Source organism: Egicoccus halophilus (genome assembly GCF_004300825.1).
Classification (GTDB): Bacteria; Actinomycetota; Nitriliruptoria; order Nitriliruptorales; family Nitriliruptoraceae; genus Egicoccus; species Egicoccus halophilus.
Map to the genome: position 1 here is coordinate 894,725 of NZ_CP036250.1, position 12,548 is coordinate 907,272.

Consider the following 12,548-nt stretch of genomic DNA (forward strand, 5'->3'; position numbering starts at 1 on the left):
ACCGCCCGGCCACGGCGTCACCGCGATCGCGTCACCGTCGCCCGGTCGCGCGTGACCACAGCAGCGTCGCTGCGGCCAGCGCCGCGAGTACGCCCGCGACGATCGCCTGAAGGGCGTGGAAGGGCTCGGGGACCTCCACGGTCGGCGCGACGACCTCGAGGTGGTCGGCACGCAGCGTGATGCCACCGCCGTCGTCGGGATCGGCGCGCAGCAGGACCCCTTCGAGCAGCACGATGTCACCACGGCGCCCGGGTCGCCCGACCCCGTCGATCTGCTCGTGCAAGCCGTCGGGCAACCACACCGACAGGCCGCTGCTGAAGCCGCGGGACTCGCGGTGCGCGCCCATCGGGCCGACCTCGAGCGCGTAGTCGTCGTCGTTGACCTGGACCCAGACGCCACTGCGGCGCCGAATGAGTTCGCCGACGGGCTCGCCGACATAGGTCACGCGCCGTCCGTCGAACGCGGCGGGACAGGCGTAGACGTGCGGGGAGGTGATGCGGCCGCCTGCGCCGATCGTGGCGCCGATCGTGTCGACGAGATCTTGGTCGGCACCACGTCGACAGACCGATGGTTCGGTCTCGAGCGCGACCGGCGGGAGGTCGGTCACGAGGAAGGGTGTGGTGTCGACCAGTGGTTTGGCGCGCAGCAGCAGCTCGGTCCCGGCGAGGACGGATACCAACAGGGCGAGTGCGGCGACCAGGATCCAACGCGTCGGACGCCGACGATGACGGTTTGCGCGAACTGTGCTCATGTCGACGCCCGCCCGCGGGCGAGGGACACGAGGTAACCGAGCATGGCGAAGACGGCCACGAACTCGAGCCGACCGAGCCACATCTGCACGAGGTAGACCGCCATCAGCCCGCGTGGCATGCCGGGATCGGTGACCCCGATGGACAAGCCGATGTTGGAGGCGGCGGACACCGACTCGAACAGCGTCTGGGTGATGTCGTAGGAGCCGTAGGCCAGTCCGATCATGGCGCCGGCGAGATAGGTGACCACGAACAGCAGCAGTACGGACGTGGCGGCGCGGGCGGTCTGGTCGCGCAGGATCTGCCGCTTGCCGACGTGGTAGGTCGTGACGACCACGGCCGACTCCGGGTTGAGCAGCTTGCGGACGTCGTGCACCAGGGTCTTGGCGGCGATGCCCACCCGCAGGGCCTTGATCCCGCCGGCGGTGGAGGACGCCATGCCGCCGATCGCCATTGCCGCCACGATCGCGGCCGGCGCCAGCACGCCCCAGTCGGTGAGGTAGGTCTCGCCGGCGTTGACCTGCGCCCCGGCGCTGGACACCGAGGACAACAGGGTGAAGAAGCCCTTGCGGATGAGCGGTTCGAGCTCGTCGTACGCACCCGAGCGCACCAGGCCGAAGCAGACGACCAGGAACAACAGGCCGGACGACAGGGCGAGCGTACGGGTCTCGAGGTGACGCAGCACCTGGCGCCAGTCCGCGTTCCACAGGGCGAAGTGCAGCCCGAACGACAGCGAGCCGGCGAGCAGCAGCACCATGACCACCACCTCGACCGCGAACGAGTGGTAGTAGGCGATGGATGCCTGCATCGGCGCGAAGCCGCCGGTGTCGAAGGCGGCGAAGAACAGCAGCACGGCGTGGTAGACGGCGCGGCCCGGGGTGAAGCCGGCCACCAGCAGCGCCACGAACAACGCCGCGGTCCCGACCACGAGGAACGTCGCCGCCACGCGGAAGATGAAGCGGGCCGTACGGATGAAATTGGGCAGGATGCGTTCGTCACGCGCCTCGGCCACGTACAGCGTGCCGATGCGACCACCGCCGGCGGCGAACAACGACAGCACTACGATGATGATGCCCTGGCCACCGGCGAAGTGGAGCAGATGCCGGTAGAAGTCCATCGACAGGGTGGTGTGGTCGAGGTCGCTGACGACCGACAACCCGGTCGTCGTGAGCGCCGACATGCCCTCGAAGACCGCGGACAGCCAGTCCTCATAGTGACCCGAGAGGTGGAACGGCACGGCGGCGAAGATGGCGCCGACCAGCCAGGCCAGCGCCACGGTCACCATGCCGTGGGCCCACGTCAGCTGCTGACGCGTCGCGAGTTTGGCCTCGCTGGCACCCCCGACGATGCCGCACAGCGACGCGCCGATCACGAACGCCGACAGCGTGTTCCACTCCGCCAGCGCGGCCGCGACCACGGCGGCGCCGGCCATGACGAGGCCCAACCCCAGCAGCACCTTGCCGAGGTAGTACCCGATCAACCGCAGGTCGTCGGCGCCCGGGCGCAGCAGCACGGCTCAGCCCGCCAGCAACAGGGTGAGGGCGGCGACGCCGGTGGCGGCGGCGATGGCGAGCACGAACAACGCCACGAGCAGCCCGATGCCCCGGGCCGCGGCCCGCGGCCCGGTCCCACCACGGTCGTCGCGGACCCTCACCGCCGACCCAGCAGCGAGCTCGTGATCCGGTGCTCGAGGTCGGGGCTGGTCAGCAGCACGACCTCGTCACCGGGCAGCAGTTGGGCGCCACCACGCGGGATGACGGTCTCGTCGCCCCGGAAGATGGCGACCAGCACGGCCTCGTTGGGCAGGTCGAGCTTCTCGATCGCCCGCGGCCTGGGCGCGCCGGGGCCGCTCGGGATGCGCAGTTCGACCAGGCTGACCCGGCCGCCCTTGAGGCTGGTCAGGTGGATCAGCTCGCCGATGGAGAACTCGTTCTCGAGCAGCTCCGAGATCAGTCGGGTCGAGGACACCGGCTCGATGCCGAGACGGTCGAAGATCTCGACGTTCTTGGGCGTGTTGACCCGGCTGATGGCCCGCTTCACGCCGAACTCGATCTTCGCGAGCTGGCAGGACACGAGGTTGTCGTCGTCCTCGTGGGTGGTGGCGACGAAGACGTCGGCGCGGTCGGCATGGGCCTGCTCGAGGTAGCGCACGTCGCACGCGTCACCCTCGATGACGAGCACGTCGGTCTCGGCCACCAGCTGTTCGCAGCGCGAGCCGATGCGCTCCACCACGGTCACCTCATGGCCCTTCTCGACCATGTCCCTGGCGATGTAGCGGCCGATCTTGCCACCGCCGGCGATCACGACGTACATGTCCTCACCTCCGGTCCGCGTAGCTGCGTTCGCGGTCGAACGGATCGCGCACGAGCTCGGCGATGCGTCGGTGCGCGGCCGGCTTCATCGCGGCGGTGACCACGTCGTCGCGCTCGAGGCGGTCGCTGCGGTCGGGAATGAACACCCGGGTGCCCCGCCGGACCGCGGCCACCCGCAGCTGACCGTCGACCTCGAACTCCTCGACGGTCATGCCGTGACCCGGGGTGTCCATCTCGAGTTCGACGACCGAGACGTCGGTGTCGGAGAAGGCCACGTGCAACGGATAGCTCTCGTCGCGGAACTCGTTGAGGAACAGCTTCGCGATCAGGCCGGTACCCGAGACGTAACGCACGCCGAGCTTGCGGTAGACGTCCTCGCGTTCGGGGTTGAACAGCCGGGCGATCGTGCGGGGGACGTCGTAGAGGTGGGTGGCGATCTCGACCGCCATCAGGTTGGCGTTGTCGAACCGCGTCACGGCGATCAGTCCGTCGGCGCGCTGGACCCCGGCCTGCTCGAGCACGTCGCGGTCGGTGCAGTCGCCCACCACGGTCTCGCCGTTGAACGCCGAACCCAGGCGGTCGAACGCCAGGGGGTCGACGTCACACACGACGACGTCGGTGTCGGCGTCCTCGGACAGACGGTCGGCGATCTCCGCGCCCAGCCGCCCGCACCCGCCGATGATGATGTGCACGGCACGAACTTCCTCACGACACGGCCCGGTCTTCCGACCGGGCCACCAGCGCAGAGTATGCCCAACGGCCCCCGCGCCCGTGTCGCTACCCTCGGGGCATGGCTCCCACCACGCTCCTGCTCGCGGCACCGCGCGGTTTCTGCGCGGGCGTCGACCGTGCCGTGCTGATCGTCGAGAAGGCCCTCGAGGTCCACGGCGCCCCGGTCTACGTCCGTCACGAGATCGTCCACAACACCCACGTGGTCGCGTCGCTGCGCCGTGAGGGGGCGGTGTTCGTCGAGGACGAGACCGAGGTCCCCGAGGGTGCGGTGGTCGTGTTCTCCGCGCACGGCTCGCCCCCGGAGGCGTTCGAGAACTCCAAGCGCCTCGGCCACACGCTCGTCGACGCGACGTGCCCGCTGGTCACGAAGGTCCACAACGAGGCGCGCCGGTACGCGCAGGCCGAGATGGACATCGTGCTGATCGGCCACGAGGGCCATCAGGAGGTCGTCGGCACCATGGGCCAGGCGCCCCGGTCGATCCGCCTGGTCGAGACGGCCGACGACGTGGACGCACTCGACTACGCCGACGACGCCAACGTGGCCTACATCACGCAGACCACGCTGTCGATGGACGAGACCTCGGCGGTCGTGGACCGGCTGCGCCAGCGTTTCCCCCTGCTGCACCAGCCCCGCAAGGACGACATCTGCTACGCGACGCAGAACCGCCAGGACGCGGTGAAGGAGTTGGCCGAGGCGACCGACGTCATCCTGGTGGTCGGTTCGCAGACCTCGTCGAACTCCAAGCGCCTCGTCGAGGTGTCCCGCGACCGCGGCACGCCGGCGTACCTGATCGACTCGGCCGCCGACATCGACCCGGCCTGGGTCGAGGGCGCGGACACCGTCGGGCTGACCTCCGGGGCGTCCGCACCGGAGGTGCTCGTGGAGGACGTGATCGACTGGTTCCGCCAGCGCGGGCTGCAGAAGGTCCGCACCGTCACGGTGATCGACGAGGACGTCGAGTTCGCGCTGCCCGCGGCGCTCTCGCGTCGGCTGCAGGGCCGCCCGGCCTGAGTGGGCGTGACGGGCCGGTGACCGCTTCGGCGGTCCCGGCTCAGCCCTCGTCGCCGTCGACGGCACCGTCGGGGGCGGGGCGGTCGAGGCCGCCCGCCGCCACGTAGGCCTCCCACAGCGGGGTCGCGAGCACCTCGGCCTGCCACGGCCGCAGTCCGACCGACGCGCACAGCTCGCCGCCGTCGCCGGGGGCGCCGGCGACGGCCCGCCACAGCGGCTTGGACGGGCACAGCACGCCGGCGTCGATGCCGAGTTCCTCGGCCACGGCGGAACGTGCCTTGCGCAGCTGGTCGTAGAGGTCACGGTCGCGGTCCGTCCAGCGACGGCCCGAGGACTCGCGGAGGACGGGTGGGCCTGCCTGCCCGCGCTCGACGGCGGCGAACAGGGCCTCGCCGTGCCGGCGCAGCAGGTTGCGACGACGCTGGCTGCGGCGTACCAGCTGCGGCATGGTGCGCGGTGGTTCGGTCGCGATCGACCGCAGGACGTCGTCGTGGACCAGCCGGTTGGGGGCGATGTCGTGCTCCCGCGCGAGTCGCTCGCGCTCCTGCCAGACCTCGCGCAGGACGGCGCGCTGCTCGCCCGACAGGCGGCCGGCGCCCTTGACGCGGGTCCAGTCGCGGGCGTCCTGCCGGGAGCGGTCGATCGTGGCCGCGAGCTCCTGCTCGTACCAGGAGCTGCGCCCGCTGTCCGCCAGCCGCTGCGCCAGGCGCTGCCACAACTGTGGGAGGTGCACCACGTCACCGGCGGCGTAGGCCGCCATGCCGTCCGAGAGGGGACGCTCTTCCCAGTCGGCGCGCTGGTAGGCCTCCTTGTCGGCGGTGAGCTCGACCTCGAGCACCTCGGCCAGCAACGCGCTCAGGCCGGTCGGCAGCCCCAGCACCGACGCCGCGACGGCCGTGTCGGCCACCCGCGGGGGACGGATCGCCTTGGCGGCCAACGGTTCGAAGTCGTTCTCCAACGCATGGAGCACGACGAGTCGGTCCCCGGCGGCCAGGAAGTCGTCGACGTCGGGCAGGGCGCCGAGCGTCACCCCGTCGAGCAGCAGGCAGTGCCCCGGCACCCCGATCTGGATCAGCGCGGCCCGCCGGTAGTAGCGGTCCGCGTCGGCCCGCTCGACGTCGACGCCGAGCACGGGTGCGTCCAGCGCCGTCAGCGCGTCGGACACGTCCGCGGCGGTGTCGACGAAGTGCACGCGCAGGCCGTCGTCGACCCTCGACCCGCCGCTGCCCATGGATGCTCCCTGCCGTGTCCGACCCGCAAGGCTAGCCGCGCCGGGGGACCGGGCCGTGCTGTGGCACGATGCCCGGTGCCCGCGGCCCGCGGGTCGTCGCACGTACCTCGGCGGGACGTCGGCAGCACGTCGGCAGCGCGTCGGCGGTCCCGATGCGGCGTCGTCCTCGTGAACAGGAGCTGTCGTGGCCCGGGTTCCGACCCTGCTGTGCGTCCATCCCCATCCCGACGACGAGTCGATCGCCTGTGGCGGGTTGCTCGCCCGCACGGTCGACGACGGGCGTCGTGCCGTCGTGGTGACGTGCACGGGCGGCGAGGAGGGCGAGAACCTGGCGGGGATCGACCTCGGTGGCGAGGACCTGGTCGCTCACCGGCGCCGCGAACTGGCCGCGGCGCTCGACGCCCTGGGCGTCCGCGAGCACCACCGGCTCGGGTACCGCGACAGTGGGATGGCCGGCAGTGCCGCCAACGACCATCCCGACAGCTTCCACCGCGCCGACCTCGACGAGGCCGCAGCACGCCTGGCTGCCGTCGTACGGCAGGTGCGGCCGCACGTGGTCGTCTCCGACGACGAGCGCGGCACCTACGGCCATCCCGACCACGTCAAGGCCCACGCCGTCACCGTGCGGGCGGTGACGCTGGCGGCCGACGCCGAGGCCGACGTGCCGGGTGAGCCGTGGCAGGTCCCCAAGCGCTACGTGCACGCCTTCGGGCAGCAGCGACTGCTGCGGATGCACCGGGCGCTGCTCGGTGCGGGACTGGCGTCGCCGTTCGGGGAACACGAGGTGGCCGACGCCGCGGAGCTGCCGTTCGGGGTCCCCGACGAGGCGGTCACGGCCGAGATCGACATCACGCGGTGGCTGGCACGCAAGCGGGCGGCGATGGCGGCGCACCGGACGCAGATCGGTGAGGGCAGCTTCTTCCTCAACACCCCCGATGCCGCGGTGGTCGACGCGTTCGCGCTCGAACAGTACGTCCTCGAGGACGGGACGCCGCCGGACGAGCGGCCGGAGACGGACCTGTTCGTCGGCATCGAGGGCGCCGGTGGGTCCCCGGACGCTGGCTAGGGTGGGGCAGATGCCCGAAGCCCGTCGACCAGGACCTGGGATGTGGCCGACCCTCAGCCGCCGCTGACGCCGCCGCGACGTGATGCCGTCGATCCGGGGAACGAGTTCCGGACGGTGCTCGGCCGGTTCGCGACCGGTGTCAGCGTGATGACGACCGTCGTCGACGCCGTCCCGCACGGGATGACCGCCAACGCGGTCTCCTCGGTGTCGCTCGAGCCGAAACTCGTGCTCGTCTGCGTGGAGCGTGGCGCCGTCATGGCCGAACGGGTCCGGGACGCGGCCGCGTTCGCGCTGACCTTCCTGGCCGCGGACCAGGCGGCGCTGTCGGCCTGGTTCGCCGACCCGGGCCGGCCCGACACGGACCAGTTCGCCGACGTCGGTCACACCACCGCGGTCACCGGGGCGCCGGTGCTCGACGGTGGCGTCGGGTGGGTCGACTGTCGGCTGGCGGCCGTCCACGTCGCGGGCGACCACGACATCGTCGTCGGCGAGGTCGTCGACCTGGGCGTCGGTCCGGCCGGCGACCCGCTGCTGTACTACGCCTCCGACTACCGCCGGCTGCAGGGGTGAGACGTGCGCACCACCGAAGTGACGCTGCACACCGGTGACCGACGGATCACCGACGTGACCGACGCGTGTGCGGCCTTCGCAGCCGACGTCGGCGGCGACGGCCTGCTGCACGTGTTCCTGCCCCACGCCACCGCCGGGCTGGCCCTGCTGGAGACCGGCGCCGGCTCCGACGACGACCTCGCGGGGCACCTCGACACGTTGCTGCCGCGCGACGAGCGCTGGCGGCACCGTCACGGCAGCCCCGGGCACGGGGCCGACCACGTGCTGCCGGCGTTCATCAGCCCGAGCCTGAGCGTGCCGGTCGACGACGGGCGGCTGGCGCTGGGCACCTGGCAGAGCATCGTGGTGGTCGACGCCAACGCGGACAACCCGCGTCGCACGTTGCGACTGTCGCTGCTGGCGGGTTGAGCCGCACCGGCGGCGGCGGCGCGCGCCGCCGCCGGACCCGGTCGGTCGAGCCGAGCCGAGCCGAGCATGCGTGCGTCTCAGGGCCCCTGACGCCGGCGCAGCAGCCAGATCGCCGCGGCTGCAGCGATCGCGACGCCGGCCAGCACGGCCTGGCCGGGATCGACCGCCAGCTCGACGTCGGTCGCCGGCGCCAGCACCTCGAGGCGGTCGGCACGCACGCTCAACCCGCCACCGTCGGCCGGGTCCTGGCGGTGCACGACGCCGGTGACCAGGACGACGTCGCCGCGGCGGTCCGCTCGTCCCGCGACCAGGCCGTCGGGCAGGTCGTCGGGCAACCAGACGGCCAGACCCTGGTTGCCGCCGCGACGCTCGGTGTGGCTGCCGAGCGGCCCGGTGACGAGCGCGTAGTCGTCGTCGTTGACCTGCACCCAGGCGCCGCCGTCGCGACGCAGCAGATCGCCGACCAGTTCGCCGGCGTAGGTCACCCGGCGGCCGTCGAAGGCCGCGGGACAGGCCGTCACCATCGCCGAGGTGACCCGCCCGTCGGGGTCGAAGCGTTCGGCGAGTTGCTCGGCGGGCAGGGTGTCGAGTTGCTCGCGTTCGCAGCGCACGACCTCGCCGGCCTCGGCCGGCAGGCCGGCGCGCAGGTCGAGGGCGGGGTCGGGCGTGCGCGCGACCGTGGTGTCGAGCAGTTGCAGTCCGACGACGAGGACGATCAGGAAGACGACCGGGGCGATCAGCAGTCGGCCGGCGGGGCCGCGTCCGCGCACCATCAGCGTCGCCTCCCGACCAGGGAGACGCCGTAGCCGACCAGCGCGAACGCCGCCATGAACTCCAGCCGGCCGAGCCACATCTGCAACAGGTAGGTGACCTGGAGACCGCGCGGCATGTCGGGTCCCGTGATGCCGACCGACAGCCCGACGTTGGCCGCCGCCGAGACCGACTCGAAGATGGTCTCGGTGACCTCCCACTGCCCGTAGAGCAGACCGACCAGCGCCCCGGCGAGATAGGTCAGCACGTACAGCAGCAGCACCGTGGTGGCCGCGATCAGCGCCGGCGGCTGCAGGATGCGCCGCTTGCCCGAGTGGTAGGTCGCCACGGTCACGGCCGACTCGGGGCGCAGCAGGCGCTCGACCTCTCGCAGCAGGCCCTTGACCGTCAGCCCGATGCGCAGGGCCTTGATGCCGCCGGCCGTCGATCCGGCCATGCCACCGAGGGCCATCACGGCGACCACGGCTGCCGGGGCGAGCACGCCCCAGTCGGTGACGTACAGGGTGCCGGCGTTGACGGCGAAGCCCGTCCCGGAGTGCGCCGAGAGCATGGTGAAGAAGCCCTTGCGGAACAGCCCCGCGGTCCCGGTGTAGGTCCCCGCCCTCGCCAGCCCGTACAGGGCCAGGACGCTGAAGGCGGCCAGGGTGAGCGTGATCGTGCGCACCTCGAGGTTGCGCAGCAACTCCCGGTGGCGCCCGTTCCACAACGCGTAGTGCAGGGCGAACGACATGGTGCCGGCCACCATCAGCACCATGACGACCGACTCGACCCCGAGCGAGTGGTAGTAGGCGATCGAGCTCGAGTACGGCGAGAACCCCCCGGTGTCGAAGGCGGCGAAGAAGATGTTGACCGCGTGCCACAGGCCACGCCACCCGCCGAGGCCGGCCGCGCTCATCGCCGCGAACAACGCCAGCGTGCCGGCCAGCAGGTAGGCACCGGCGATGAGGTAGATGAAGCGGGCCGTGCGCACGACGCTGGGAACGATGCGCTCGTCGCGGCCCTCGGCGACGTAGAGCGTGCCGATCTGCGCGCCACCGGCGGTGAACAGCGACAGCGCCACGATCACGATGCCCTGCCCGCCGGCGAAGTGCGTCAGGTGCCGGTAGAAGTTCATCGAGTACGACAGGTGGTCGACGTCCTGCACCACCGACAACCCGGAGGTGGTCAGGCCCGACATCGCCTCGAACCAGGCGTCGAGGAAGTCACCGAAGTGTCCCGAGAGGAACAGCGGCACGGCGGCCAGCAGGGATCCGACCAGCCAGGCCAGGGCGACCACGACCGTGCCGTGGGCCCAGGTCAGTGAAGCGCGGGTCTGCAGCCGCCACTCGGCCATCTGCCACACGACCGCGGCGATGCCCACTCCCGCCAGCAGGGCGGTGGCCGAGTCCCACTCCCCGAGCGGGACGGCGACCAGCAACGGCAGCGCCATCATCAACGCCAGCGCCATGGCGATCTTGCCGAGGTAGAAGCCGATGATGCGCAGGTCACGGCCGTCGGGGCGCAGGGACACGGGTGCTTCAGCGCAGCCCGGCCGCGAGCGCGGCCACGCCCAACGCCACGAGGCCGAGCACCGCGGTGGCGGCGACGACCAACGCGATGCCGGTCACCGCGCCCCGCCAACCGGCGGACGCACTACGGGAGGTGGCGGGATGCACGGCAGACCTGTCTGGGGGACGGCGGGACGGCGGTGTCGTCGCCCGACCCGTCCGACCGCGACGAGCAGCGCAGTGTGACCGATCGCGTGCGGCTCAGTGCGGCGTGCCGAACAGCCGGTCGCCGAAGTCGCCCAGTCCCGGGTCGATGTAGCCGTTCTCGTCCAGTCGCGGGTCGATCGCGGCGGTCACGATCCGTACCCCGGGGTTCTCGTCGAGGATGCGGTCCACCCCCTGCCGGGTGGCCACGACGGACAGCACGGTGACCTGCTCGGCGCCTTCGGCGTCGAGGGCCTTGACCGCGTCGGAGGCCGAGCCGCCGGTGGCCAGCATCGGTTCGAGCACGAGCACCCACGCACCGTCGAGCGGTGGCACCTTGAAGTAGTAGCGGCGGGCCTGGAGGGTGGCCGCGTCACGCTCCAGCCCGATCATGCCCACGAGCGCGGTCGGCAGGACGTCGTGGACACCGGCCAGCAACCCGAGGCCGGCACGCAGGACCGGGACCGCGACGATGGTGCGACCCGGTCCGTTCGCCGGCGAGGGTCCCAACGGCGTCTGCACGGTCGAGGTGGCACCCGGCAGGTCCGCCACCGCCCGCAGCGCCAGCATCGACCCGAGGCGCTGCGCATGATGCCGGAAGTGCTCCGGCGTCGTGCGCTCGTCGCGCAACGAGGCGAGCTGGATGCCAGCGACCGGGTCGTCGAGGACGGTGACTGCGGACACGGGGCACTCCTGCACGGATCGCTTCGCGGCCGTCGTGGGTACGGCCGCCGGTAGCCTACGCGTGTCCGAGGCGCTGCCAACTGCGTGGGGACGTCGATGAGGGTGCGCCGGCGGTCGACCGGCCGCCGGGTGCGGATCGCCGGTTGGCTGCGGCTGGTCGGTCTGGCGGCGCTCGCGGTCGTGCTCGGCCCCGCCGGCTGCACCGGCCCTCAGCCGGAGCCGGTGCCCGTCCCGGCACCCGAGCCGCCTCCCGCCCCGACCGCCGCGGGCCTGCGAGCGGCGGTGGTGGTGCCACCCGTCGCGGGGCCGGGGGACCCGCAGGCGGCGCAGCTGCGGGCGCTGGGCAACGTGTCGGCCCACCGGCTGCCCGACGGGGTCGGTGAGCTGCGCATGGTGACGCCGGACGGACCTGCGTTCGTCGGGGACCTCGCGCGGCTGTTCGCCCGGCGGGGCACGGACCTGGTGTGTCTGGTCGGTGACGACGGGGGGCGGCTGGCGACCGAGCTGGCCGAGCGCCATCCCCGCACCCGGTTCTGTGTCGTGCCGGCCACGGCGGCCCCCGGCGCCGACCGCCCCGACGGCGTCTGGCTCGTCGACGTGCGCTTCGAGGAGCTGGGCCACCTGGTGGGTGTGGCCGCCGCGGCCGCCGCCGGGGACGGCGCCGTGGCGGCCGTCCTGGCTCCGGACCGGGTCGGGATGCCACGGTTCCGGGCGGGCCTGCGGGCGGGCGTGGGTGGGACCGAGCTGCACGAGTCGTTCCCGACGTCCGCCGCCGCGGCCGCCGACGCCGTCGCGCAGGCGGCGGCCGAGGGAGCGTCGGTGCTGGTGCTCGACGTCGGGTGGCAGACCGATGCGTTGCTCGCCACCGCGCGGGACGCGGGCCTGCGGCTGTCGGCACCGATGGAGGCGCTGGCGGGGGAGCGGTTCGAGGCGTCGACGGTGCTGGCGTGGTCGGTGCGCTGGCAGCCGATCCTGCTCCCGGTGGTCGAAGCGGTCGTCGCCGACGAGGTCGAGACCGAGTGGGACCTCGGCCTGGTCGACGACGTGTTCGTGCTCACCCCCGGGCCGCTCGCCGAGCGCGACCCCCTGGACGCGGCGTACGTCGAACTGCGCGACGGTGTGCGGTCCGCGATCCCCGGCGCGCCGGCGCGTGCGGGCGACCCGGCCGCCCCGGAGGGGACCGACCCCCCGACCGAGGGGACCGACCCCCCGACCGAGGGGACCGACCCCCCGACCGAGGGGACCGACCCCCCGACGGAGGGGGCCGACCCCCCGACGGAGGTGGGCGACGACGGCGGCTAGGGACCGCCTACGATGCGGCC

Annotated in this window: 15 protein-coding genes; 5 read left to right on the forward strand and 10 right to left on the reverse strand. The window is 72.5% G+C overall.

The features are described from left to right. Positions 1-31 precede the first annotated feature (31 nt). Genes ELR47_RS04110 through ELR47_RS04125 form a run of 5 tightly spaced genes read right to left on the reverse strand, consistent with a single transcriptional unit; the run spans position 32 to position 3,753 of the window. Positions 32-751 carry a hypothetical protein gene (locus ELR47_RS04110; RefSeq protein ID WP_130648736.1) on the reverse strand — a complete coding sequence of 240 codons (720 nt, stop codon included), beginning with the start codon at positions 749-751 and terminating at the stop codon, positions 32-34. Further along, on the reverse strand, positions 748-2,262 hold the full coding sequence (locus tag ELR47_RS04115; RefSeq protein ID WP_130648737.1) for a TrkH family potassium uptake protein: 1,515 nt from the start codon (positions 2,260-2,262) through the stop codon (positions 748-750). The genes ELR47_RS04110 and ELR47_RS04115 overlap by 4 nt, the downstream gene beginning before the upstream one ends. A gap of 3 nt (positions 2,263-2,265) precedes the next feature. After that, positions 2,266-2,403 (reverse strand): hypothetical protein, encoded by a 138-nt coding sequence (locus ELR47_RS18135; protein WP_165403829.1) that lies wholly within the window; start codon positions 2,401-2,403, stop codon positions 2,266-2,268. Next, a complete protein-coding gene (locus ELR47_RS04120) occupies positions 2,400-3,062 on the reverse strand; it encodes a potassium channel family protein (RefSeq protein ID WP_130648738.1) in 663 nt (220 codons plus the stop codon). Before ELR47_RS04120 ends, ELR47_RS18135 begins: the two co-directional genes overlap by 4 nt. 4 nt (positions 3,063-3,066) lie before the next feature. After that, the gene (locus ELR47_RS04125) at positions 3,067-3,753 is read right to left on the reverse strand and encodes a potassium channel family protein (RefSeq protein WP_165403830.1); all 687 of its coding nucleotides are present in this window, start codon (positions 3,751-3,753) and stop codon (positions 3,067-3,069) included. A gap of 98 nt (positions 3,754-3,851) precedes the next feature. On the opposite strand from ELR47_RS04125, the gene ELR47_RS04130 reads away from it, so the two are divergent. Next, entirely contained in the window at positions 3,852-4,805 is a 954-nt protein-coding gene (locus tag ELR47_RS04130) for a 4-hydroxy-3-methylbut-2-enyl diphosphate reductase (RefSeq protein WP_130648740.1), read from the forward strand. Positions 4,806-4,845: 40 nt separating this feature from the next. On the opposite strand, the gene ELR47_RS04135 is transcribed toward ELR47_RS04130, so the two are convergent. Beyond that, on the reverse strand, positions 4,846-6,036 hold the full coding sequence (locus ELR47_RS04135) for a ribonuclease D (protein ID WP_130648741.1): 1,191 nt from the start codon (positions 6,034-6,036) through the stop codon (positions 4,846-4,848). Between the two features lie 184 nt (positions 6,037-6,220). Here ELR47_RS04135 and mshB point away from each other — a divergent pair, with 184 nt between their 5' ends. From mshB to ELR47_RS04150, 3 genes are read left to right on the forward strand one after another with little or no spacing between them, the layout of a single operon-like run. Then, positions 6,221-7,102, forward strand: coding sequence for an N-acetyl-1-D-myo-inositol-2-amino-2-deoxy-alpha-D-glucopyranoside deacetylase (gene mshB / locus ELR47_RS04140; protein WP_205745433.1), 882 nt, complete (start codon positions 6,221-6,223; stop codon positions 7,100-7,102). 42 nt (positions 7,103-7,144) lie between these two features. Next, complete coding sequence (locus ELR47_RS04145; RefSeq protein ID WP_130648742.1) at positions 7,145-7,672, forward strand: flavin reductase family protein; 528 nt, start codon at positions 7,145-7,147, stop codon at positions 7,670-7,672. 3 nt (positions 7,673-7,675) lie between these two features. Next, positions 7,676-8,080: a YjbQ family protein gene (locus ELR47_RS04150; RefSeq protein WP_130648743.1), complete on the forward strand. Its 405-nt coding sequence runs from the start codon at positions 7,676-7,678 to the stop codon at positions 8,078-8,080. A gap of 77 nt (positions 8,081-8,157) precedes the next feature. On the opposite strand, the gene ELR47_RS04155 is transcribed toward ELR47_RS04150, so the two are convergent. The 4 genes from ELR47_RS04155 to upp all read right to left on the reverse strand — a co-directional run bounded on the left by ELR47_RS04155 (position 8,158) and on the right by upp (position 11,226). After that, a complete protein-coding gene (locus tag ELR47_RS04155) occupies positions 8,158-8,853 on the reverse strand; it encodes a hypothetical protein (RefSeq protein WP_130648744.1) in 696 nt (231 codons plus the stop codon). Beyond that, positions 8,853-10,361 carry a TrkH family potassium uptake protein gene (locus tag ELR47_RS04160; protein ID WP_130648745.1) on the reverse strand — a complete coding sequence of 503 codons (1,509 nt, stop codon included), beginning with the start codon at positions 10,359-10,361 and terminating at the stop codon, positions 8,853-8,855. The genes ELR47_RS04155 and ELR47_RS04160 overlap by 1 nt, the downstream gene beginning before the upstream one ends. 7 nt (positions 10,362-10,368) lie before the next feature. Beyond that, positions 10,369-10,506, reverse strand: a complete 138-nt coding sequence (locus ELR47_RS18140) for a hypothetical protein (protein WP_165403831.1) — start codon at positions 10,504-10,506, stop codon at positions 10,369-10,371. Between the two features lie 93 nt (positions 10,507-10,599). Further along, a complete protein-coding gene (gene upp / locus ELR47_RS18145; RefSeq protein WP_165403832.1) occupies positions 10,600-11,226 on the reverse strand; it encodes a uracil phosphoribosyltransferase in 627 nt (208 codons plus the stop codon). 96 nt (positions 11,227-11,322) lie between these two features. Between upp and ELR47_RS18150 the strand changes: the two genes are divergently transcribed. Continuing rightward, positions 11,323-12,528 carry a hypothetical protein gene (locus ELR47_RS18150; RefSeq protein ID WP_165403727.1) on the forward strand — a complete coding sequence of 402 codons (1,206 nt, stop codon included), beginning with the start codon at positions 11,323-11,325 and terminating at the stop codon, positions 12,526-12,528. Positions 12,529-12,548: the final 20 nt, after the last annotated feature.

Excerpts from the sequence above, each read along its gene's own strand:
- ELR47_RS04110 (WP_130648736.1), bottom strand. The coding sequence starts at position 751 with ATGAGCACAGTTCGCGCAAACCGTCATCGTCGGCGTCCGACGCGTTGG.
- ELR47_RS04120 (WP_130648738.1), bottom strand. The coding sequence starts at position 3,062 with ATGTACGTCGTGATCGCCGGCGGTGGCAAGATCGGCCGCTACATCGCC.
- ELR47_RS04130 (WP_130648740.1), top strand. The coding sequence starts at position 3,852 with ATGGCTCCCACCACGCTCCTGCTCGCGGCACCGCGCGGTTTCTGCGCG.
- ELR47_RS04135 (WP_130648741.1), bottom strand. The coding sequence starts at position 6,036 with ATGGGCAGCGGCGGGTCGAGGGTCGACGACGGCCTGCGCGTGCACTTC.
- ELR47_RS04155 (WP_130648744.1), bottom strand. The coding sequence starts at position 8,853 with ATGGTGCGCGGACGCGGCCCCGCCGGCCGACTGCTGATCGCCCCGGTC.
- ELR47_RS18150 (WP_165403727.1), top strand. The coding sequence starts at position 11,323 with ATGAGGGTGCGCCGGCGGTCGACCGGCCGCCGGGTGCGGATCGCCGGT.